Below are 20713 nucleotides of genomic sequence, written 5' to 3' on the forward strand. Positions count from 1 at the left end.
CAGCGAGCGCATACCAATAGCCGAATGGCGCAAGGCTTCCGCTCGGCGGTCATCCTATTGGCTGGGCATCTGGGTGAAATGGCAGGGGCACAGAGACTCGAACTCTGAACCTTCGGTTTTGGAGATCGAAAAGATGCATGTTCAAATTACTGAAGTATATGCATAAGTATTCAATTTTAGGAAAGCGCGCAGGTTCTTGTTACGACTTCCCATGCAGTTTCCCACAAGATAGCGATATGAAGCTTTTTTCGGATAGATCGCACCGAGCCTGAGATGCCTTTTTAGAGCCATCTCAGGGCGTTGTCCTTAATAACGACACCCTGCGAATTGAATTTCCTCCGGAAATAGAACCGCCTACCCTATGCAGGCTCATCACGAAGAAAGCGGCGGCTGTATTGCGCTTAGCCAAGGGCACACCTGCGGGGGTGGTTTGGTCGCCTCACTCGATTTACCCCTCCATTGCCCCTCCCCTGAATACTTGCTTCTCTCGGTAAAACCGTGGGCACAATTCCGGATTGAAAGAGAGGATTGCACGGCTCTGCCAAGGCGCGCGTTCTTCACCATATTGCTACCAATGATCGCATCAGCAGCGCAAGACGACACGCATCGTGATGGTCTTTGCGGAACTCGTAGAGGCATGCCTTCACTCTTAAAATCAATCAAGGCGGCGGCACATAATCACCAATCGATACGAACTCTTCTTTTGCGGAATTCTCAGGGGCATATCTCAGTGCTAGACATGGCACATAGCGATTTGGTTGTTCAGCAATCGCTCTCAGTTCGGCTCTTTCTATTGAACTTCTGCCCGAAGCAAATCGGGGGTCGAGCAACCGTTCCGCCAACCTTTCCTGAACTGACTTATGAGTCTCAGACATCAATACTCTCTGGATCGAAGCAAGTCCTTCAAGACCAAAAAGATCAAAGGCTCCCCGAACAACGTCTCGGCGTGTCTTGGCGTATTCCAGAAGCTCTGCATCGCCACCAGTCAGAGCAGCACGTGCCACCGCACGAAGCGCTCTGGGATAGTCGAGAAAATCAATATCGCCATCACGCGCGGTCATCGAGAATTCTCCGACAGCATTGCGCCCGTGGAACAGATATTCATGAAAACAGCCGACCTGCCTCACCTCCGCCAACTTGGCATTATCCGGAGCCATCTTGGTAGGTCGATAGTCCCCCTCTGAATAGAATTTTCCATCAGCAGTAAGCGTCGTTTGATACCCTGCAAGCATCCCACTTTCACCAGCATAGTCGCGCATCTTTACACCAAGCTCAGAAGCAACCTTTCGAGAACGTAGACGGCTTTGTTTCTGGCTTGCCTCAAGCTGCTGGCCCGCATGCCCCAGAATAGTTCCCTGTTGATCGCCGAACTGCGAATAGTCCACTTTATATTCTTCAAAGCATCGGTCATTATCGTCAGCAACAAGGCAATGCAGTTGATCCACACCTACATAGTAGCCAAACTGTCTAACATCCATTTTCGCCGCGACCGCCGACGGATTTAGCAAACTCGTCCCCTGCCATGCTACTGACACGACTATCGCGGCGAAAAGAGTAAACTGAGCAACCCTGGTCAGACCAAAGATATTCTCGTCTGTGACTTCTCCGATGCGGGCAAACACGCTGGTGCGCTTGTTTTCCGCTTTGCCCCCTGCGGCCTGTTTGATAAATCGCGACCGCCCTGTTTGCTGATGAGCATCAGGCGCGTTAAACACCATTGATCCCGTCGTCCGTGACAGCGCATCAATGCGTTCTTCGATTTCGGGATGTGACGCAGTGGCCCCGTCGCTGTCCCCCGCAATCATCATTGCCTCGTCCTCGTCACGGGTACCATTGATGTGATAGCGGTCTTTGACCTTGAATAACGCCGATGCCAGCGCTGCAGGATTGTGCGTCACACGAATAGCTTCAGCATCGGCAATAAATTCGCGCGAGGCACTTATTATCAATCGCGATCCGTAAGCCCCGCGGATTGCGATCTGCCCCACCAGCCCGCCAATGATCATTAATGGAAAGAACACCGGGAAACCGATGCAAATAATAGCGTGGATTGCATTGCGAAAATGAAGGGGGTTCCATTTGTGCATCCACCTTAGGTTAGCGACACAAATGTTGGCCGCTGCCATCAATCGGATGTCGTTATTTTTGATGTGCGTTAGCTCGTGCGCCAGCACCGCCTCCAGCTCTGTATCATCAAGCCCGTCAAGCAAGCCTCGCGTTACCACGAGGATCGACTTTGATTGCGAAACACCACACGCGAACGCATTCATTGCTGGGCTTTTCAGGACTGCGACAAAAGGTGCTCGCAAACCCATGCTCATCAACAGATTTTCCGTGATCGCACAGAGGCGTGGTTCATCACCCGCATCTACAAAATAGAAACCCGCGGCTTTCTGAACGTTGCTGGTGTAAAGCAGCATCTGACAGCAAAACAGAGCCAGAGTGCCGACAAAAATCAACGGCACATAGACGGTCAGGTAGCCAAGAGTACCATAAAGTGGGGAATAGGCCTCGTGTACTAGTGCGAGTGGTACAAACAGCACCATCGCGGCCAAGACTTGAGTGGCCAAGGCAAAGGCGAGAAAATAGCTTAGCGAACGCGAATTGTTGCTTTGAATCCAGCCAAACAAACCCGTTGGCCTGTCCGGAACAATTTCCATCGTAGACGCTCGTCCTGTTACAAATACTTGGCGTTATCAGAAACTAAGCGGCGCTGCCTCATCCATCACGATACGGTCTAAGCCCAAGTCAAATGGTTGACGCTTTGACAAGCTGCGTTTGACAGCGACTGAGCTCGTTGGCCATTGTCCCAGCGCCATATTGTATTCTTCAATCGCGAGATTGTAGAATCGACGAGCGTACCGTGATGCGATTTTCACAATCAGTGATTTCTTGCCGCAGATTTCGATAGTCGGGCAACGAACGAAGATCAGGGTTTTTCTCAATATTCGAAATTAGATTGAAAACCTGAGCGGTCAGTTTTTTCTCGGCCTCAAGCTTGATGGAGCTCGAAGCGGCCTGCAAAGCTTCGGTTCGCGCATTGGCTACCGAAAGAACCATATCCGCTTCATAGCCTTTCTGATCCTTCAGCAACTCGACCAATCGTGGGATTAAATCGTGGCGATGCTTCAAATGTACATCAATATCGGCAGAGGCAGTGTCACAGCGCGCATCCAAAGCGGCGATGAGGTTGTTCGATGACACCCATTTCCAAAAGAAAAAAGCACCAACAGCAGCGCCCATCAACACGATTGCTACAACGATCCCGATTACTGTCGCCAGCATTTTGTCCTCCAATTTGATCGGCAGCTTGTTAGAAGTGAAACGCTAACAAATTCTTGTTCAATCGGGCTAAGTTATCTGGCTTTATAGTTTTGTTTAATAATACCGAATTACACGGAGATCAGAACTGAGGAGGGCTACAGTGGCTGAGAGTATTTTTGTACGTGTGCGCCGGGTTGTATCAGGTCGCATCGAAGATCAGGTCGACGAGATGGAGAAGGCCAATAATGACAGCGTCATGCGCGAGGCGATTCGAGAGGTCGACCGCGCAGTGGATATCGTTCGCAAGGATCAACAAGCCGCAATGACCCGCCGACTTCAGGCAGTGCGTCAGCAACAAAAGATCGAAGAGCGGGCCGCAGCACTTACTGCCAAGGCAGAGTTCGCGCTAGGCGAAGGCCGTGAAGACCTCGCGGAAGGCGCTCTGACACGTCAAGTTGATCTGGAAGAGCAGTCCGCGAAACTTCAGTCCGCTCAGGAATCGGCGAAGTTAGAGGAAGAAAAACTGGATGAAAGTTTGGCCGCGCTGAGTGCGCGCAAGCGTGAGATGGAAGAAGCGCTGGCTGCGTTTCAGGTGGCCCGCACAGAAGTCAATGCCGGCGGTCTAGAAGGGGTTTCTGCGTCGCCTGATATGGAGCGAAAGCTGGAAAATGCGGAAGCAGCTTTCGATCGCGCCATGTCTGGTGAAGGCGGCGTTGGTTTCACGCGCAGCGATGTTGAAGCTATCAATCAAGTCGCCGAAATCGACTCCATGTCACGTCGCTCTGAGGTTGCACAAAGGCTAGAAGCGTTGAAAAGGAACACCACAAAAGCCGCGTAAACAAGGCGGCAGGGCGAGCGATATTGCAGCCTTCGCCCCTATCCTAAATTGTGACGAAGGGCACGCGCGTGCAAGATGCAGCTGTTGAGCGCACCTGTCGCGCTGACGCAAGCTCAGAAATAAATCTGCAAACCCGCCGAAACTGACGAGAAATCGCTATGACCACAATTCGCAAACCGAGGCAATCTGAGCTTGAGCCGTCCAAATCCGTTCAGACTGCGCGTAAGACGATAGCAGAGACGAGAGAAGTCAGTTCGGTGCTCCGCGGCGGTGCTGGAGATCTTTTGGTGACCATTTGCCTGTTCCCTCTGTTGTTTGTGGGCTTGTGGCACGGACCGTTCATTCTACTTGAGGGACAGCTCTTAGGCGGCGGCTTGACAATAGCGGTGGGCCTTGGTGCGCTTTATGTCCTGCTATCGCATCGCAAGCGGAAAAGAGAGGCCAGCCGCGCGAGACAGCTCAACTCGACCTCAAGCACTTATGTCGATAAAACCGACCTCGGTGTACCCAAGCGTATTCTGTTCGCTCGCGAGCCCATGGCATCAAAGCTCGCTGGAATTGGGTTCGCGACCTTTATTTGCGGCTGGTTGTCATTCGGCGAGTTCGGGATGATGCTAGCGCTGTGCGCGTTTTTCGCTCTGCGCGCTTTGATCGTTCTTGTGAACATAGTCAGCCCTAGCGTCGGCGTTCATTTGCGCCGCGACGAGATTGAGACATCGGACCTACTTGGGATCAAATCCAAACTACGCTGGGATGATCTGACCGCGGTTCAGGCAGTAAAAGTGCGGTCTTGGAATCAGCACCTTTCGCTGCGTTACGGCTCGCGTCAGTTTGTTGAAGTGCGGGGTCGCAATCCCTCTGGTGCAACCAAAACGCTGCGCATTCCTTACAGGATGCTGTCTCTCGAACTCGACGATATCGAAACGATGATCGACAGAGCGCACAGCGGCGAATTGGATTTCGCCTCAGCTCACTCTGCAACCCGGTCCAGCGTAGCTCCGGATCACGCCAGAGGGCTTCCCAAATCCGACCTATCTGCGCTAAGAGCACAACGACAGGTCGCCTTCGGTCGAAAAGGGTTTTCCCTAGCAACGCCCTCTACTAGTCGAGATCATCACTAATACCGAGAAAATGGCAGGGGCACAGAGACTCGAACTCTGGACCTTCGGTTTTGGAGACCGACGCTCTACCAACTGAGCTACGCCCCTGCATTGTCGAGCGCGCCCCACTAATCCGCGCAGGCGCCCTTGGCAAGCGGCCTTTGCATAGCGACATCACAATGCGGCGCAAGTCGTGCTACAGCATTTTCATGCACGCCCCCATCGAGTCGCCGGAAATCATTGCCCCAGAGCTGCTGCTGCTCGCTTATCGCAATGGCATTTTCCCGATGGCCGATCACCGCGACGACGATGACATATTCTGGGTAGAACCACGCGAGCGGGCGATCTTTCCGCTAGACGAATTCCATCTCTCGAAAAGCCTGCGCAAGACGCTGCGGCAGGATCGCTTTACCGTCACGTGCAACGCGGATTTTGCGGGCGTCATCAACACCTGTGCTGAACCGCGCGAAGTCCACGCAGAAAGCTGGATCAGTCACAGGATTGAGGCGAGCTATCTCAGCCTTCACAGCGCTGGCCACGCGCATTCGTTCGAATGTTGGACGAAAGAAAGTGGCTCACAAACGCTTGTTGGCGGACTTTACGGCGTCGCATTCGACCGCGTGTTTTGCGGTGAATCCATGTTCACCCGTGCGGACAATGCCAGCAAAGTCGCACTCGCCTGGCTCATCGCCTGCATGAAGAACGCAGGCTTCCGCGTGCTCGACTGCCAATTTATGACCGATCATCTAGGGTCCTTGGGCGCACAAAGCATTCCGCAGACGGACTATGTTGCAATGATTGCGCAGGCGCGCGGGCTACCGCCCAAAACCTTGCACGAAAGCTGGCGCGAGTTTGCTCAGGCCTCTTCGCCCGGAAAACTCATCGCACAGTCTTTTACCCAGACGTCATAGACCGGATGTTCAACCACATTTAGGCTGGGTGAGTTCTTGAACAGCCAACCGGAAAAGATGCGGCTGAACTGATCGTCTCGCGGGGATTGCGCAACCAGCACTTGGACGAATGCGCCGGTTTCGCGCGGCAATTCCCAAGGCGCAGTGCGCTCGCAGGCCTGAAGCCGCACAATGATATCGCCAACGCGCTGAGTCTCGCCGGGCTTAAGCTCCAGATCTTGTGACACATTGTTGCGTTTGTTGAGCAAGCCCAAGGTCGCAACACGTTCTTCCATGGGTGTGCCGATGCCCGCCTCATCACTCTGGATGGTAATTGCAGAATCGGACTGCTGAAGTTCCTCAGGAACTTCAGTTTCCTGCTCCGTTTGCGGTGTTGCCTCTTCGCTGCTGCACGCAGAGACCAAAGCCGCAACCAGCATCACCGCCAGACAGGGAGAAACTCGCCTACGCATCGATCAGCTGTCTGGCGACCATGCCTCGTAGTCGCCTGTGGCGCTCGCACGCTGACCACCCTTTTCGAGAGCGCCTGCGGGGCGATAGGCCGCCGCCGTGCCGGTTGCGTTTGGTGTGTAATCGGTTTCCCATATCTTGGCGGGGGGAAGAAAACTCTCCGGCACATCATCACCGCTGCCGTGCAGCCACCCGTGCCATTCTGCCGGCACGCGGCTCGCGTCATTGGCACCGTCATACATGACCCAGCGACGTTCCTGCCCGCCCTTCTTGGTCGAGCGGTAGTACTTGTTCCCTTCCACATCCGTGCCGACATGCTCACCGTTGCGCGCTGACCACAGATGTGTGCCGATGGTCGCACCATCCCACCAGGTAAAAATCTTGCCAAATATGCTCATGGGCGCAGCAGTTAGCGGATTTGGATGTCGAGGCAAAGTGTGATTCTGGCTTTCCTTTCTCACATGCCCAACTCTAAATTGCCTAGCCGCCCGCGCCCTCCACCAGTTTCCTGTGTCCTACCACTTCGCTGCTTGAGGACAATCACCCGAAGACTTTCGCGCCAGCGAACATGCAGCGAGGGGAAAAGAAACTCACTATTCCCAAGTCACCAAATCGCCATCCTCAATCCCAAGTTCTGCCGCACGTCCGCCACGCAATTCCAGAACCGCAATTGCCTTGCCAAGCGAGTAATAGGAGTCCGTTGAGTAGGGCGTAGTCTCGGCATGGATGTTTAGGATGCGATTGTCTTCGCCAATATAGATGATGTCGAGCGGCAGCGGTGTGTTCTTCATCCAGAAGCTGCGCACTTGCGGCACCTCGGACGGGAAAATCATCCCCTCAAAATCGCCGATTTCGGTACGGAACATATAGCCCTGGGCCTGAGCCTCTGGTGTATCGGCCAATTCAACTTCAAAATTATGTGTCCCCTGGTCGGTTTCGACAGTCAATGGAATGACCAACAGGCCCGACTCAGCATGCCGATTGGCCTGAGGTGCTGCTTCAGCAGCCGGGCTGGCCTGCGCGTCGGGCTGGGGCGAGCAGGCCATCACCAAACACGCGCCTGTAGCTGCCATCAATCGTCCCACGGGTTAAACTCCTCTTTCTCTTCAGGCTCGGCAATTTCGGCCTGCCAATCCTCCAGCGCAGTCTCATCCGCCGCGTCCAGAACAGCCTTTGCATCGCCGAAGTCATGGCCTGCGCGGATCATCGCGGCAAGCTGCTTCTCGCGTCTTTTGTGCCTTTCCTCGCCAGACAAATCGTCAGCCAATGCATCAAACGGGCCGAACCGTCTCTTGCGCGCCAAAGTCACCACCGCCTGCCTGCGGGCATAGGTACCGGGTTCAACTTTTGCCGCGACATGTTCATCGACACCAGCCTGATACAGCGCTTGCGAAACACGGCGAGCGCCATAGCCACGCCTTAGCAGTCCTGAAGAGCGCGCTCTGGCGTAGCCAGCATCATCAACATAGCGCTTCTCCACGAATTTCTCGACCAATGCAGCGCAATCAGGAGGTGGATCACCCTCCTCCTCACCTACAAAGCCGCGCTCGCGCAGTTTGCGCTTTAAGTATGTTTCCAGCTTGCTCGCCGTGGTCGCAAAGCGAGCAACATACGCCAGCGCCAGCTCTTCCAACTGCGCGCCATCGAGCGGGCGTCTTGCAGACCGGGGCCGCTTTTTTGTCCCCCGCTGAGATCGGTAGGCTTGGCTCATTGGCCATATTCGTGCCACACTCTGTCTCAAATGGGAAAGATTAGTTCAGCGCACGTTCTAAATGTGCGCTGTAATCGCATTGAGGGATGCCGTAAGGCGCTGAAAAATTACGGGTTTTGCCACAGTCTATGACCGAAACCGTTTTGACGCCCACACCGAACGATTGTGATTTGCCACGCCGCAGATCCGACTTTTCAACGTTTGACGAGGCGATAGATTACGCCGCACGCAGTGAAAAAGGCATGAATTTTCACGATATGCGCGGCGCTCTTGAGCAGGTCTATCCATTTAGCCAGATGCGTGAAGACGCAATCGAGATGGCATATCGCCTGATCGCTGCCGGAATTGGCAAGGATGACCGAGTTGCTCTGGTCGCCGAAACCAGTGCCGAATTTGCTGCGCTGTTCTGTGGCTGCATCTATGCAGGAGCATGGCCAGTGCCTTTGCCGCTACCCACAACCTTTGGCGGCAAAGAAAGCTATATCGATCAACTTAAGGTCCAGCTGAATTCGAGCGACCCCAAGATTCTGCTTTACCCAGCCGAGATTGACGAGATGGCCAAGGCAGCTGCGGATCAGCAGGGTTGCGAAGGGCAGAATTGGGATGAGTTCGCCAAACGCCCAGCCCCTGAAGTAAAGCTGCGCCCGTGCCAACCCGATGATATCTGCTATTTGCAATATTCCAGTGGCTCGACACGTTTCCCGACCGGCGTCGCCGTGACGCATAAGGCCTTGCTCCACAATTTGCGGGGCCACGCAATATCCATGAAGATTGGCGAAAATGATCGCGGGATCAGCTGGCTTCCGCTCTATCACGATATGGGATTGGTTGGTTGCTTCCTGTCGCTGACTGCGAACCAAGTTTCTGTCGATTATCTGAGAACTGAGCACTTTGCCCGTCGTCCTTTGGCTTGGCTTGATCTGATAAGCCGCAATAAGGGCAACTCACTCAGCTATTCACCTACCTTTGGCTATGACATATGCGCACGCCGCATTTCCAGCCAGAGCCACGTGTCAGAGCGGTTTGACCTGTCGCGCTGGCGGCTTGCAGGCAATGGCGCGGATATGATCCGTCCGGACGTGATGCAAAACTTCGTCAATGCGTTTTCCGAAGCGGGATTTCAGGCAAATGCGTTCACTCCCAGCTACGGTCTGGCAGAGGCAACGCTGGCCGTTACCGTCATGCCACCGGGCGAAGGTATTCGCGTGGAATTGGTCGAGGAAGAACGCTTGTCCGGCTATCCGCGCGATCTCAGCAAACCGGCGCGCTATCGCGCGATCGTCAACTGCGGCAAACCATTGCCGGGCATGGATGTCGAAATTCGCGGCGAGGATGATACCGCCAAGGGTGACCACCAAATCGGCAAAGTCTGGTGTCGCGGCGAGAGTGTAATGCACTCATATTTCCGCAATGAAGCCGCGACCCGCGAATGCCTCGTCGATGGTTGGCTAGACACGGGCGATATGGGCTACATGGCCGATGGGTATCTGTTCATCGTCGTACCGCGCCAAAGACATGATCATCATCAACGGCAAGAACCACTGGCCGCAGGACATTGAATGGGCGGTGGAACAATTGCCGGGCTTCAACCATGGCGACATTGCCGCCTTCTCTGTCGAAACGGACAATGGCGAGGAAGCTCCCGCGGTATTGGTGCATTGCCGCGTGTCCGACCCAGAAGAGCGAGTGAAACTGCGCGACCAGATTTCAGACAAGGTCCGCTCCGTCACGGGAATGAATTGTGTCGTGGAGCTGGTTCCACCGCGTACATTGCCGCGCACCAGCTCTGGCAAACTAAGCCGAGCCAAGGCGAAGAAGCTCTATTTGGCGGGCGAAATTCAGCCGTTGGCACTGGCTGCCTGATCACCGCAATTCTTCGCTGACGATTGACCATTTCGCGTTAGCTGGAAACGCGTTAGACTTGAAAGGTGTGTTTTATACCACTAATACAGTGGTGAAGGAGAATTTTGCACAGTCATGGCCAGCAAAGATACAAGCTCAGCACCATCAGTCGCTACAGCCACAGAGTTTGAGCTGTCACCGCCCGATCCCGTGCCAACCGTTGCGCCTGAGAAAGCGGCGGGCCTCGTGCCAGTTGATTCCGAAACCAAGAGCAAGCTGGCGACGAAAGTCGATGGCTTCGTCGCCGATTTGATTGCAGAAGACGCCAACTCACCAGAGTTCGGCAAAAAAGTTGATCAGCTTACAAATATGGGCCGCAAGGAAATCATGGCGGCGGCGCAAATGTCCAACCGTTTCCTTGATCGACCGGTCCGGGCGATGGATCAGGATGAAGGTGTTGGCGCCAATCTGGCGGAGCTGCGCCGCGTTGTTGAGGATCTGGATCCCGGCAAGAAGGGCAAGCTTTCGGGTCCTCGCAAAATCCTTGGCATCATTCCATTCGGCAACAAGCTGACCAATTACTTCCGTAGCTATCAAAGCGCGCAAACGCATATTCAGGGCATCCTTACTAACCTGTCCAGCGGCAAGGATGAGCTGTTGATGGACAATGCCGCGATTGATGTTGAGCGGCAGAAGCTGTGGGAGGCTATGGGCAATCTGGAGCAAATGATCCATATTTCCCAAACGCTTGACGAGAAGCTGGAAGAGAAAGCGGCAGAGCTGGATGCAACAGACCCGGCAAAGGCCAAGGCTGTTCGCGAAACGGCGCTATTCTACGTTCGCCAGCGCACACAGGATTTGCTGACTCAAATGGCTGTCAGTGTTCAGGGCTACCTCGCACTTGATCTGGTCAAGAAGAACAATGTCGAGCTGGTAAAAGGTGTCGACCGCGCCAGCACGACAACCGTGGGCGCGCTACGCACAGCGGTGACTGTGGCAGAGGCGATGACCAATCAGCGGCTTGTGCTCGGACAGATCACCGCGCTCAACGACACCACAGCCGGTATCATCGATTCAACCAGCACCATGCTACGCGATCAGACCGGCAAAATCCATGAACAGGCCGCCTCCAGCACTATTCCTCTGGAGACGCTGCAACGTGCATTCCAGAATATCTATGACACCATGGATGAGGTGGACGAGTTCAAAGTCCGCGCGCTCGACAGCATGAAGCAAACGGTCAATGTTCTGACTGATGAGGTCGAGAAATCCAAGGGCTATATCGCGCGAGCTGAGGGGCAGGCACAAGCGCAAAATCAGGTCGCTGAGTCGAAACTCCTAACACTGGATGATTGATGGGTGATCTGACGACAGACAGTGACCGCTTGATCGAGCAGGGCCGTATTCTGCGCGATGATAACCGCGCGGGTGGGCGGCACCGCCTGGAGGGATCCATTGGTAAAGGTTCAGCGGGTCTAAAATCCAAACACCTGACCAAAAAGCTCATCCAGCTGGCAGTCGGGTTCGTTGGGATCTTGATTGCCATGGGCATCGCAGGAGCGATCCTCAACGGCATCGGTTTTTGGGGTGTGATGATCTCGTTCCTGCTGATGGCTTTGCTGTTTGGCGGCGTCATGACACAAAGAATCAAGCCGCCGAAATTACCTGAGATCAACAAAGGCAATGTGCAGCAAATGGTTGGCCGCACCGAGCTATGGTTGGAGCATCAGCGGCCCGCTCTGCCCCCGCCAGCAGCGAAGATCGTCGATGATATGGGTGTTCAGCTCGACGCGCTGGGCCTGCAATTGGAAGGGGTCGATCAAAACCACCCAAAAGCGCGCGAGGTTCGCCAGCTAGTCGGCGAGCAGCTTCCCGAAATGATCGACAGCTATCAGAAAATCCCCGCGCATATGCGGCGTGAGGAGCGCGCGGGCTCGACGCCGGACGATCAACTTACCCAAAGCCTCGGCAACATCAGCAAGGAAATCGACAGTATCACGCGGCAATTGGCAGAAGGGTCGCTCGACGATCTGGCAATCAAAAACCGCTATCTCGAATACAAATTCGGCGAAGGGACGGAAACGTCTCCGGCCTTGGAGAATAAGTCCTAATGCGCGTTCCGATCACTCACGAGCTCGATAATGACGAGGTTCGCCGCCGTTTGCGAGAGCGCAGTCACGAGATTGCTGATTTCATTCCGGGCGGGATGGCCGATGTGACAACAGGTTGGCCCGACGATGATCACATGACTGTCGCGGTTCGCGCCATGGGCCAAGGCATTGATGGCCAGGTTATTATCGAAGATGGTCAGGTGGTCTTTGAGATCAACCTGCCACCCGCACTATCATTCTTTGAACCTGCGGTTTCAAATGCGGTCAAGGCGCAAGGCGAACGCCTGTTGGAGCACAAACCGAGCTGATCAAGTGAGCCCTGCGAAATCACTAAGATCTCGCTCACAACACAAGCCGCCTAGCCAACTAAATTGACAGTGTTTTTGTATAGTTTTCTTGCATGCGTAATAGTACGCATGCAAAATAATATCGTGCGGTCATATGTATCGACCGCTCAGCGAGGGGAAATAGCCGTAGCCAATATGCCACTTTCAGATGCCCAGACCCTGCGCGCACAATTGCGCGAAAAAACTGCCGATCAGCATGACGAACTCGATCATCTGCTCGGCCCGATGGGCATGTTGGATGGCGATGGTTATGCACGTTTTTTGGCAGTACAGTATTTCGCGCGGCAGCCGATTGAGGTGTGGTTATCCAGCGAACTCGACCATAGTGAGGCACCTCCGCTGCAAACACCTCTGATCGCTGCTGACCTCGCTGAAACACGATGTGGTTTTGCCAGAACCATAACCAAAGGTGCTTCCAGCACTTTCGTCCCGCCACGAGATGGCCAGACGATTGGCGCCTTGTGGGTTTTGGCAGGCTCGTCGCTCGGCAATCGCTTTATTTTGTCGCGCCGCAACAAGGCCGGGCTAGCCGGTCCCGCCCGTTTCCTCTCAGACAGTTCGATGCCTACTTATTTCGGAACGCTACGCGATCAGCTTGAACAAACCACTTCGTCTCGGCATGCTGACGGAGCTGTCTCAATGGCTCGGCGGGTATTCTCGACATTCCTCAAGGCATTCGAAAGCCAAGCGCTCGCTTTTGAAGGCAGCGAGTATATGTCGGCATGACCTATCAAAGCGAAAACATCACACTGACCAATTGTGATCGTGAGCCGATCCATCAGATCGGAGCAATCCAGGATTTCGGATGCCTGATGGCTTTCGCCAGTGATTGGCTGCTTGCTCATCAATCCGCGAATGTAGCTGAGATTTGCGGCCTGACTGACAGCCCGGCGATCGGACAAGAAGCAAAAGCCCTTTTCAGCACAACCAGCTGGAAACATTTGCAGAAAGCCGCATCGCGACTTGATACGCCCGACGATGTAGAGCGGCTCTTCGGAATTGATTTGTTTGGCGGCGGAACGCTGTTTGATGTGGCGCTGCATATCTCTTCCGAGTTGACGCTGATGGAAGTCGAGCGTCACGAGGAAGGGATGCTGGATCGCGGCCTATCGCTCGTGCGTCCACTGATAACCCGGCTTGAGAAAGAAACGGACCGTCAGGCGATGTTCGATAGCGCCGTGTCTCAGCTGCGCGATATTCTTGGCTATGACCGGGTGATGCTGTATCGTTTTGGCGACGATGACAGCGGCGAAGTCGTAGCTGAACAGAAGAACGCGTATCTCGAAGCATTCAAGGGGCTGCGTTATCCCGCAACAGATATTCCCCGCCAAGCTCGCGCGCTTTACCTGCGTAATCGGTTCCGGATTATCATCGACACGTCGGGCGAACAGATACCCATCGAACCTGCCAACACGGCAGCAGGTGATCCGCTGGATCTCAGCATGTCGACACTGCGATCGCACTCCCTAATTCACAACGAATATCTGCAGAATATGGGGGTTGGCGCCTCGTTATCGATCGCCATTATCATTCAGGGGAAATTGTGGGGCCTGTTTGCCTGTCACCATGGTGAGCGACGCGTTTTGTCAAACAGTCTGCGCGTCATTGCGGAGCTTTTTTCAGAGTTGTTCTCATTGGCGCTGGAGCGCACGCTTGCCGACGAGATGCGGGAGCTTGATCAACGTGGTCGCGCTCTGCACGATCGGATTGCACGCAGTTTTGCAGGCGGCGGCTCACTCGCCTCCAGCTTGCCCTCTCTGGTTCCGATTATTGATAGCGTCATCAAACATGACGGGGTGACGCTATATTGCGAGGAGGGGCATTTTACGAGCGGCACTACACCTTCTGAAGAAGAGTTCATTGCGCTTCTCCCCTTTTTGAACAGCACCTCAAATGGCCGCGTTTTCACTTCAGAGGCTTTGTCCGAACAGGCGCCGGTAGCAGCTCAATTCGCTGATCGGTTAGTCGGCGCTCTTGTTCTTCCGATTTCGCGACGTCCGCGCGATTATCTGGTCCTATGGCGGCGTGAACTCACGCAAACCGTGACTTGGGCTGGCAATCCGACAAAAAACCGGGAAGTTGGTGAGCACGGTGTTCGACTAACACCGCGAGAGAGCTTTGCGGCATGGAAAGAGACGGTGACCGGACGCTGCGCACCGTGGGAAAAGCACACATGTAAACTCGCCGATGAGTTACGCGTTTCGTTACTGGAAGTAATCCTCAAGCTGACCGATGAGGCGATGCATGAACGGGTGAAAGCGCAGCAGCAACAAGATTTGTTGATCGCTGAGCTGAATCACCGAGTACGCAATATTCTCAACCTTATCAGCGGACTGATAAACCAGTCGCGCAGTGATGCGTCGGATATCGAGACATTTTCGCAGGTTATCGGGGGTCGGATCAGTGCACTGGCCGGCGCGCACGACAACATAACCAAGGAAAACTGGACTTCCGCGTCGCTCCACGATCTGATCAAAACGGAGGCGAAGGCATATCTGTCGGGCAAGCTCGACCGGATTGCTATCACTGGTGATGACGTGATGATCACGCCTGAGGCCTATACTGTCATTGCCTTGGTCATACATGAACTGACAACAAACTCAGCGAAGTACGGGGCTTTGTGCGACCAGCGTGGCAGCCTAACTATTGCGATTGATGTCACGCCAAACGGGCTGGAAATCAAGTGGCGGGAGAGAGACGGCCCTGCTGTGGCAAAGCCAACGCGACAGGGCTTTGGCACGACAATCATCAAGCAATCGATACCCTTCGAACTCAAGGGTAGCGTAGATATGCGATACGCGCCAACGGGTGTCGAGGCTGATATCATCATACCATCAAACTACATCGATCTTTCCGCCAGAAAGAGTTCCCAAAAGACAAAATCAGTTGCCGGTAATGGAGAAAGCTCTGGTAATGGAAAGTTGCCAGACGCAGTCCTCCTCGTCGAAGACAGCATGATCATCGCGCTTGATACCGAAGATCAGTTGAAGCGCATGGGGATCGATACCGTCAATGTTGAAAGCAGTGTCGCCGCAGCGCTCGCTTCGCTCAAGCAGACCCGCTATCAACTTGCCTTGCTCGATTATAATCTTGGCTCAGAAACAAGCCAGCCAATCGCCACGGAGTTGAAGCGGATCGGCATACCTTTCTGGCTCGCCACGGGGTACGGCGATATGGGCGATAAGATTGATGAACTGGGGGCCAGGGGCGTGCTGACCAAACCGTATGGCAACGAAGAATTACAGAGTATGCTGCACGAGTTCGCCCAGTTGACGACGTAGTTGCGGCGGCGCAGAGCCACCGTTTGTCATTGCTATTGGCCGCTCGCCCCAGGCAGCTTCCCAACCTTCTGTGCCCCTTCGATTGAGGTGACTAGAACCTCGTCCCCGTCAACGACGACGACAACATTATCGAGACCGACAATCGATACCCGCGCATCGTCGCTTTGCACCATGACATTGCGGCAATCGGACAAATCCACCGAGCCAAGTGTAACATTGCCGCTATCATCAGCGTCACCTAGCCGTGCTCGCGCATCCATCAGAGCGTGCCAATTGCCAATGTCAGACCAGCCCATCGTGCCAGCGACCACCGCAGCACGGTCGGTGTTTTCCATGACCGCATAGTCAATTGAGTCGCCGACAATGTCGCGAAACGGCGCAGACGCAGGATGAAGTTGCCTACCGGCCTCGCCCGAACCTTCCGCGGCCTGCTTCACCAATGCTGCCATCTTAGGGCGATGACGTTCCAGTTCAGTAAGAAACGCATCAGCACGAAATGCAAATATCCCTGCGTTCCACACATAGCCGCCATCTGCGAGAAATGCCTCCGCGCGCTTAAGATCAGGCTTTTCAACAAAGCGTTCGACTGCGTTGCCTACGCTTAGCGCAGGACCGGTCTTGATGTATCCATAGCCAGTTTCGGGCCCAGTCGGCGAAATGCCCAATGAAACCAGATGGCCTTCGCGTGCTAGCGCCGCCGCATCCGCCGCAGCCCGCTGAAACGCCGCCGCGTCCGCAATATGATGGTCGCTTGGACACACCAGCATCACAGCATCTCTGGGCAGCGCGTGCGCGGCAAGAGCGATGGCGGGAGCAGTATTCTTCGCCGATGGCTCCACGATAATCTGCGCCCCTGCATGATCATCAAGTTGCTCTTCAATCAGCTTAACATGCTGCGCGCCTGCAACGATGGTGGGGTCAGCAAACACACTCGGATCAGTCACTCGGTCGAGGCTTTGTTGAAACAACGATCGCTCGCCGAGCAGCTTCAGAAACGGCTTTGGCGCGGACTTGCGGCTAAGCGGCCAGAGGCGCGTACCGCTACCCCCACACAAGATAACAGGATGGATCAAACTCATAGTGACCCTCATAGTTCCTTAGGCTCTCAATGCGACTTTTTTGTTGGCTATGTTACTAGCAGGTGCCACGGCAGAAATCCTGCCGCCAACCATAACGGGCCGGCACAGCATTGCCATCAGCATCGCGTGCCGGGTTAAAGCGAATGCGCTCCACCACTAACGGACAGACAAGGGCATTTGTTGCCGGGTCGGGGCCAGGCCGGGACACACTGCACCCTGATGCGCGGCCATCAACGCCAACGGTGAACACCACCGTCACGGATGTCCCTTCACGAATGGAACGACCACCATTTGGAATGGGAAAATCGCGCGCGGAGTTGATCTGGCCTGATCGCACCGACGGACGAGTGACCGCGCCGCCGCCCTGACCCGAACCACCTCGACCGCTGCCCGTCCCGGCTCCGGGCCCCGACGCCCCAGTGCCATCACCCTCTGCGCGTGCGCCAGAATTGACTTCCTGCCCAGTAGAGGACGCCTGCGGCATAGGTGGGTCGGGGCGCAAAGTCTGCCTAGGGGTTGGTGCCGTAACCGGCTTGGGAACTGCTTCCTTGCCAGGGTCACCAGCTGCGCCCTCATCAGGTTCCGGCTCTACCGGCGGATCAGGCGGTGTGGTGATTGTCACCGTAAACGCACTCACAACAGCACTTTCCACCGTCTGGACCGCATTGGGTGCGAGTGCACGAGTCAAAGCATACAGCGCGGCAATGTGCAGAACCACGATCAAGACGATAATCGCGGGTCGTGGTTTACGCTTTCGCGCGCTGAACTGAACATTTTCCCGGTGATCTACGGACATTGGATTAAAGCAACTCCTTAGCCATCCGTCCTACTAGAACACAAAAAGGACTGACGGCAAAATGAACTCGCAATCCGCCTCAAAGGATCAAGACCTTACGCGCTTGGGGCAGCACGGAAAGTCCTTGGTGGCTGCCGCTCTAGGCTGTCTGGCCTTCGGCGCGCTTGCTTACTTCAGTATAGAATTAACCCGCAGTGGAGGGCGGGTCGCCACCGTTTGGTTGCCCAATGCCTTGGCTGTCGCCTACCTTTTGCGGGCGAGGATCGCCAACGAAGCGCTATTCCTCCTTGGCCTATGGCTAGGCAACATAACGGCAAACCTGCTCCATCAAGACCCGGTATTGTCGGCGCTCATATTCTCGCTGGCAAACACCATAGAGATTGTGCTGGTTGTCTATCTGGCTCGTAAGTTGTGCGGCAACCTACCGGATATGCAAAGGTTGGATCATCTGGCGCGTTTTGCCGGGATTGCCGCTGTGGCAGGAGCTCTAGCATCGGCTTCCATCGCGCAAATCGCGATAACAATTCAATTCGGTTTCAACCCTCAAAAGCTGGGCACTTGGGTTCTTTCAGACGGGCTGGCACTGCTCATCCTCACACCCACGGCTTTGATAGTCGCTGATGCCCTGTCAAAACCACATCGTCCATCACTGCACACCCTTGTCGATTGGATTACCCTCACAGCGCTCAGCACAGCAGTGTCGGTCGCGGTTTTTGCGCAAACAAGTTTCCCTCTGCTGTTCCTGATCCCGCCGCTGGTTGTTGCGTTTGCGTTCAGGCTCGGCAGTTTGGGGACCGCCTTCGCAACGCTGAAGATCGCATTGATTGCGATTGTGTTCACTTCATTGGATTTAGGGCCCATCACTTTGGCCGACGTGGATGATCGCGGCGAGCTGCTGATCCTTCAAGCATTCATGGCTGCCTCATTCCTAATCGGATTGCCCGTGTCTGCCGTCCTCAATGGCAACCGCCTTATGGTCGAAGAGCTGGCACAACAAAAAGAACGGCTAGCCTTGCTCACAACCAATATTACTGATGCCGTTCTGCGGCTCGATCAGGATGGGGTTTGCACATACGGCTCGCCTTCAGTCGAAGCCGTTCTCGGGCGACCTCTACATGAACTGGTGGGTCAGCGAGTTACCGAGCGCCTGCACCCCGATGCCGCAGCAACGCTACGCTATGCCGAACAAAAGTTGCTCAATGGGGAGAGCACGCATGAGCGCATAACCTATCGTCGCTTGCATGATGACGAAAATGGACAGCCGGTCTATCTTGAGGCCGACTGCGCCCTGGCTCGCCACCCAGAAACTGGCGCACGTGCAGGAATCATTTTTTGCGCCCGCAACGTCACCAAACGCGTATTGCTTGAGCGACAACTGAGTCATGCGCGCGCCAATGCGGAACAAGCCGCTAGAGCCAAGTCGCGCTTCCTTGCCAATATGAGCCACGAAATTCGCACGCCGATGAACGGTGTTCTGGGGTTTGCAGAGTTGCTGCGGCAATCTGATTTGCCCACCAGGGAGGCCCGCTTCGCGCAGACTATTGTCGAATCCGGTCATTCAATGATGGCTATCCTCAATGATATTCTTGACCTATCCAAAATTGAAGCTGGCGAGTTGCAGGTGGTCCGAGGGCCAGTCGATGTCATTGGCCTGGCCGAGGAGTGTTGTGACCTTTATCGCGAAGAGATCGAGCAGCGCGGTGTCACTCTCGATCTCTTGGTCGATACCAATATGCCTGGTAAAGTACTGGGGGATGCGCAGCGACTTCGCCAAATTTTGCTCAACTTGATCGGCAATGCATCAAAATTTACTCAGCAAGGTTCGATTGAAGTGGGGATCAACAGCGATCGCGCGCATTACGCGATCACTGTGAAGGATACCGGCATAGGCATTGAGCCTGATCGCCTGCGGGATATTTTTGATCGTTTTATTCAGGGTGATGACGCAATTGACCGCAGATACGGGGGAACCGGGCTAGGTCTCGCGATCTCCAGCCAATTGGCCGAAATGCTGGAGGGAAGCCTGGTCGCGGAAAGCGAACCCGGTGTTGGTTCATGCTTCACCCTAAAGCTGCCACTGGAACGGGTGAAAGACACAATATCCAGCGAGGCGAACACGCAATCGAACCTGATTGGAAAACTACCCAGCTCGGCGCGCATCCTTGTGGCCGAAGATCATGAGGTCAACCGCATGCTGGTTGGCGCCATGCTGGATCAATGCGGCGTCTCGATTGAAATCGCGAAGGATGGAGAACAGGCAATTGAGCGTGTCCTGCAAGCAGAGCGGCAAAACGCACCATTTGATTTGGTACTCATGGATATTCAGATGCCCGAGTGCGACGGATACGAAGCGACGCGAGCCATCCGCACGGCTGGGATCGGTCCGGAACGCCTCCCCATCCTTGCGCTGACCGCCAATGCCTTTGCTGACGATATAACGGCCAGCAAGATTGCGGGCATGCAAGCACATCTGTCGAAGCCGATTGTGTTTGATGCTCTCGTAAGCGCGCTGAACCGATGGCTGCCGCATCGCATCGTTGCGGAGGATAGCGCGTGCGGAGAGGTCGACTCACATGCTCCGCAATTGAGCGACGAAACGGACCTGATCAGCGAATGGCTGGTTCGCCGCGCAGACGCGTTGGACAGCATTGAGAACGCATTGGAAACGGGTGAATTTCACGGTTCAGAAGCAGCCGAGTTAGCCCGGACCATGCACAAGATTGCAGGCGTCGCGGGGGCTTTTGGAGAAGCCGAGTTCGGAGAAAGCGCGGCGATTTTGGAACGCGCATTAAAGAGTGGGCTGCCTGCTGAGAAGTGCCGGGAGTTGGCGATAGCGGCGCTAGACGTTGCGGAGAAAACAAACGCCAGTGAAACGGATTATGGCGAAACGGAAACGGCGGCCCCCTAGCCTATTACTAGAGAGCCGCCGCTTCTGTGGTAGGATCACACCGTTGAGAGCGCGAACCGACGCAATGTTACAAGA

General features: G+C 54.9%; 17 protein-coding genes, 1 tRNA gene and 1 pseudogene. 10 read left to right on the forward strand and 9 right to left on the reverse strand.

Annotated elements, in window-relative coordinates; translation table 11 throughout:
• Nucleotides 1–659: 659 nt before the first annotated feature.
• Together ACZ1GM_RS00400 and ACZ1GM_RS00405 are read right to left on the reverse strand one after the other, a co-directional pair.
• Entirely contained in the window at nucleotides 660–2660 is a 2001-nt protein-coding gene (locus ACZ1GM_RS00400) for a M48 family metalloprotease (protein ID WP_472677253.1), read from the reverse strand.
• A 169-nt stretch (nucleotides 2661–2829) separates the two neighbouring features.
• Nucleotides 2830–3285 (reverse strand): LemA family protein, encoded by a 456-nt coding sequence (locus tag ACZ1GM_RS00405; protein ID WP_472677254.1) that lies wholly within the window; start codon nucleotides 3283–3285, stop codon nucleotides 2830–2832.
• 139 nt (nucleotides 3286–3424) lie between these two features.
• Here ACZ1GM_RS00405 and ACZ1GM_RS00410 point away from each other — a divergent pair, with 139 nt between their 5' ends.
• Complete coding sequence (locus ACZ1GM_RS00410; protein WP_472677255.1) at nucleotides 3425–4102, forward strand: PspA/IM30 family protein; 678 nt, start codon at nucleotides 3425–3427, stop codon at nucleotides 4100–4102.
• Nucleotides 4103–4260: 158 nt separating this feature from the next.
• Nucleotides 4261–5223, forward strand: a complete 963-nt coding sequence (locus ACZ1GM_RS00415) for a hypothetical protein (RefSeq protein ID WP_472677256.1) — start codon at nucleotides 4261–4263, stop codon at nucleotides 5221–5223.
• An 11-nt stretch (nucleotides 5224–5234) separates the two neighbouring features.
• Here the strand turns inward: ACZ1GM_RS00415 and ACZ1GM_RS00420 are convergent.
• Nucleotides 5235–5310, reverse strand: a tRNA-Trp gene (locus tag ACZ1GM_RS00420).
• A 101-nt stretch (nucleotides 5311–5411) separates the two neighbouring features.
• Between ACZ1GM_RS00420 and aat the strand changes: the two genes are divergently transcribed.
• Entirely contained in the window at nucleotides 5412–6113 is a 702-nt protein-coding gene (gene aat / locus ACZ1GM_RS00425) for a leucyl/phenylalanyl-tRNA--protein transferase (RefSeq protein ID WP_472677257.1), read from the forward strand.
• On the opposite strand, the gene ACZ1GM_RS00430 is transcribed toward aat, so the two are convergent.
• From ACZ1GM_RS00430 to ACZ1GM_RS00445, 4 genes are all read right to left on the reverse strand, one after another.
• A complete protein-coding gene (locus ACZ1GM_RS00430) occupies nucleotides 6059–6565 on the reverse strand; it encodes a DUF2155 domain-containing protein (protein WP_472677258.1) in 507 nt (168 codons plus the stop codon). The two genes, aat and ACZ1GM_RS00430, sit on opposite strands and share 55 nt — an antisense overlap.
• 3 nt (nucleotides 6566–6568) lie before the next feature.
• Nucleotides 6569–6961, reverse strand: a complete 393-nt coding sequence (locus ACZ1GM_RS00435) for an NADH:ubiquinone oxidoreductase subunit NDUFA12 (protein WP_472677259.1) — start codon at nucleotides 6959–6961, stop codon at nucleotides 6569–6571.
• A 195-nt stretch (nucleotides 6962–7156) separates the two neighbouring features.
• Nucleotides 7157–7636 carry a DUF192 domain-containing protein gene (locus ACZ1GM_RS00440; RefSeq protein ID WP_472677260.1) on the reverse strand — a complete coding sequence of 160 codons (480 nt, stop codon included), beginning with the start codon at nucleotides 7634–7636 and terminating at the stop codon, nucleotides 7157–7159.
• On the reverse strand, nucleotides 7636–8274 hold the full coding sequence (locus ACZ1GM_RS00445) for a regulatory protein RecX (protein WP_472677261.1): 639 nt from the start codon (nucleotides 8272–8274) through the stop codon (nucleotides 7636–7638). Before ACZ1GM_RS00445 ends, ACZ1GM_RS00440 begins: the two co-directional genes overlap by 1 nt.
• A gap of 128 nt (nucleotides 8275–8402) precedes the next feature.
• On the opposite strand from ACZ1GM_RS00445, the pseudogene ACZ1GM_RS00450 reads away from it, so the two are divergent.
• The 6 genes and pseudogenes from ACZ1GM_RS00450 to ACZ1GM_RS00475 all read left to right on the forward strand — a co-directional run bounded on the left by ACZ1GM_RS00450 (nucleotide 8403) and on the right by ACZ1GM_RS00475 (nucleotide 15855).
• A pseudogene (locus ACZ1GM_RS00450) lies at nucleotides 8403–10137 on the forward strand (fatty acyl-AMP ligase).
• Between the two features lie 114 nt (nucleotides 10138–10251).
• Nucleotides 10252–11472: a toxic anion resistance protein gene (locus ACZ1GM_RS00455; protein ID WP_472677262.1), complete on the forward strand. Its 1221-nt coding sequence runs from the start codon at nucleotides 10252–10254 to the stop codon at nucleotides 11470–11472.
• Nucleotides 11472–12227 carry a hypothetical protein gene (locus ACZ1GM_RS00460; RefSeq protein WP_472677263.1) on the forward strand — a complete coding sequence of 252 codons (756 nt, stop codon included), beginning with the start codon at nucleotides 11472–11474 and terminating at the stop codon, nucleotides 12225–12227. Before ACZ1GM_RS00455 ends, ACZ1GM_RS00460 begins: the two co-directional genes overlap by 1 nt.
• Nucleotides 12227–12535, forward strand: coding sequence for a polyhydroxyalkanoic acid system family protein (locus ACZ1GM_RS00465; protein WP_472677264.1), 309 nt, complete (start codon nucleotides 12227–12229; stop codon nucleotides 12533–12535). The genes ACZ1GM_RS00460 and ACZ1GM_RS00465 overlap by 1 nt, the downstream gene beginning before the upstream one ends.
• 108 nt (nucleotides 12536–12643) lie before the next feature.
• Complete coding sequence (locus tag ACZ1GM_RS00470; protein WP_472677265.1) at nucleotides 12644–13300, forward strand: biliverdin-producing heme oxygenase; 657 nt, start codon at nucleotides 12644–12646, stop codon at nucleotides 13298–13300.
• Entirely contained in the window at nucleotides 13297–15855 is a 2559-nt protein-coding gene (locus ACZ1GM_RS00475; RefSeq protein WP_472677266.1) for an HWE histidine kinase domain-containing protein, read from the forward strand. Before ACZ1GM_RS00470 ends, ACZ1GM_RS00475 begins: the two co-directional genes overlap by 4 nt.
• A 32-nt stretch (nucleotides 15856–15887) precedes the next feature.
• On the opposite strand, the gene ACZ1GM_RS00480 is transcribed toward ACZ1GM_RS00475, so the two are convergent.
• Both ACZ1GM_RS00480 and ACZ1GM_RS00485 read right to left on the reverse strand, forming a co-directional pair.
• Nucleotides 15888–16934, reverse strand: a complete 1047-nt coding sequence (locus ACZ1GM_RS00480) for a mannose-1-phosphate guanylyltransferase (protein ID WP_472677267.1) — start codon at nucleotides 16932–16934, stop codon at nucleotides 15888–15890.
• 55 nt (nucleotides 16935–16989) lie between these two features.
• A complete protein-coding gene (locus ACZ1GM_RS00485) occupies nucleotides 16990–17730 on the reverse strand; it encodes a hypothetical protein (RefSeq protein ID WP_472677268.1) in 741 nt (246 codons plus the stop codon).
• A gap of 127 nt (nucleotides 17731–17857) precedes the next feature.
• On the opposite strand from ACZ1GM_RS00485, the gene ACZ1GM_RS00490 reads away from it, so the two are divergent.
• The gene (locus ACZ1GM_RS00490) at nucleotides 17858–20638 is read left to right on the forward strand and encodes an ATP-binding protein (RefSeq protein WP_472677269.1); all 2781 of its coding nucleotides are present in this window, start codon (nucleotides 17858–17860) and stop codon (nucleotides 20636–20638) included.
• The last annotated feature ends 75 nt before the right edge of the window (nucleotides 20639–20713 follow it).

The organism is Qipengyuania sp. JB2-7 (assembly GCF_055693485.1).

What these genes read in the sequence shown, in the direction of transcription:
- ACZ1GM_RS00400 (WP_472677253.1), bottom strand. Translation starts at nt 2,660, where the DNA reads ATGGAAATTGTTCCGGACAGGCCAACGGGTTTGTTTGGCTGGATTCAA.
- ACZ1GM_RS00405 (WP_472677254.1), bottom strand. Translation starts at nt 3,285, where the DNA reads ATGCTGGCGACAGTAATCGGGATCGTTGTAGCAATCGTGTTGATGGGC.
- ACZ1GM_RS00415 (WP_472677256.1), top strand. Translation starts at nt 4,261, where the DNA reads ATGACCACAATTCGCAAACCGAGGCAATCTGAGCTTGAGCCGTCCAAA.
- aat (WP_472677257.1), top strand. Translation starts at nt 5,412, where the DNA reads ATGCACGCCCCCATCGAGTCGCCGGAAATCATTGCCCCAGAGCTGCTG.
- ACZ1GM_RS00430 (WP_472677258.1), bottom strand. Translation starts at nt 6,565, where the DNA reads ATGCGTAGGCGAGTTTCTCCCTGTCTGGCGGTGATGCTGGTTGCGGCT.
- ACZ1GM_RS00435 (WP_472677259.1), bottom strand. Translation starts at nt 6,961, where the DNA reads ATGAGCATATTTGGCAAGATTTTTACCTGGTGGGATGGTGCGACCATC.
- ACZ1GM_RS00440 (WP_472677260.1), bottom strand. Translation starts at nt 7,636, where the DNA reads ATGGCAGCTACAGGCGCGTGTTTGGTGATGGCCTGCTCGCCCCAGCCC.
- ACZ1GM_RS00445 (WP_472677261.1), bottom strand. Translation starts at nt 8,274, where the DNA reads ATGAGCCAAGCCTACCGATCTCAGCGGGGGACAAAAAAGCGGCCCCGG.
- ACZ1GM_RS00455 (WP_472677262.1), top strand. Translation starts at nt 10,252, where the DNA reads ATGGCCAGCAAAGATACAAGCTCAGCACCATCAGTCGCTACAGCCACA.
- ACZ1GM_RS00460 (WP_472677263.1), top strand. Translation starts at nt 11,472, where the DNA reads ATGGGTGATCTGACGACAGACAGTGACCGCTTGATCGAGCAGGGCCGT.
- ACZ1GM_RS00465 (WP_472677264.1), top strand. Translation starts at nt 12,227, where the DNA reads ATGCGCGTTCCGATCACTCACGAGCTCGATAATGACGAGGTTCGCCGC.
- ACZ1GM_RS00470 (WP_472677265.1), top strand. Translation starts at nt 12,644, where the DNA reads ATGCAAAATAATATCGTGCGGTCATATGTATCGACCGCTCAGCGAGGG.
- ACZ1GM_RS00475 (WP_472677266.1), top strand. Translation starts at nt 13,297, where the DNA reads ATGACCTATCAAAGCGAAAACATCACACTGACCAATTGTGATCGTGAG.
- ACZ1GM_RS00480 (WP_472677267.1), bottom strand. Translation starts at nt 16,934, where the DNA reads ATGAGTTTGATCCATCCTGTTATCTTGTGTGGGGGTAGCGGTACGCGC.
- ACZ1GM_RS00485 (WP_472677268.1), bottom strand. Translation starts at nt 17,730, where the DNA reads ATGTCCGTAGATCACCGGGAAAATGTTCAGTTCAGCGCGCGAAAGCGT.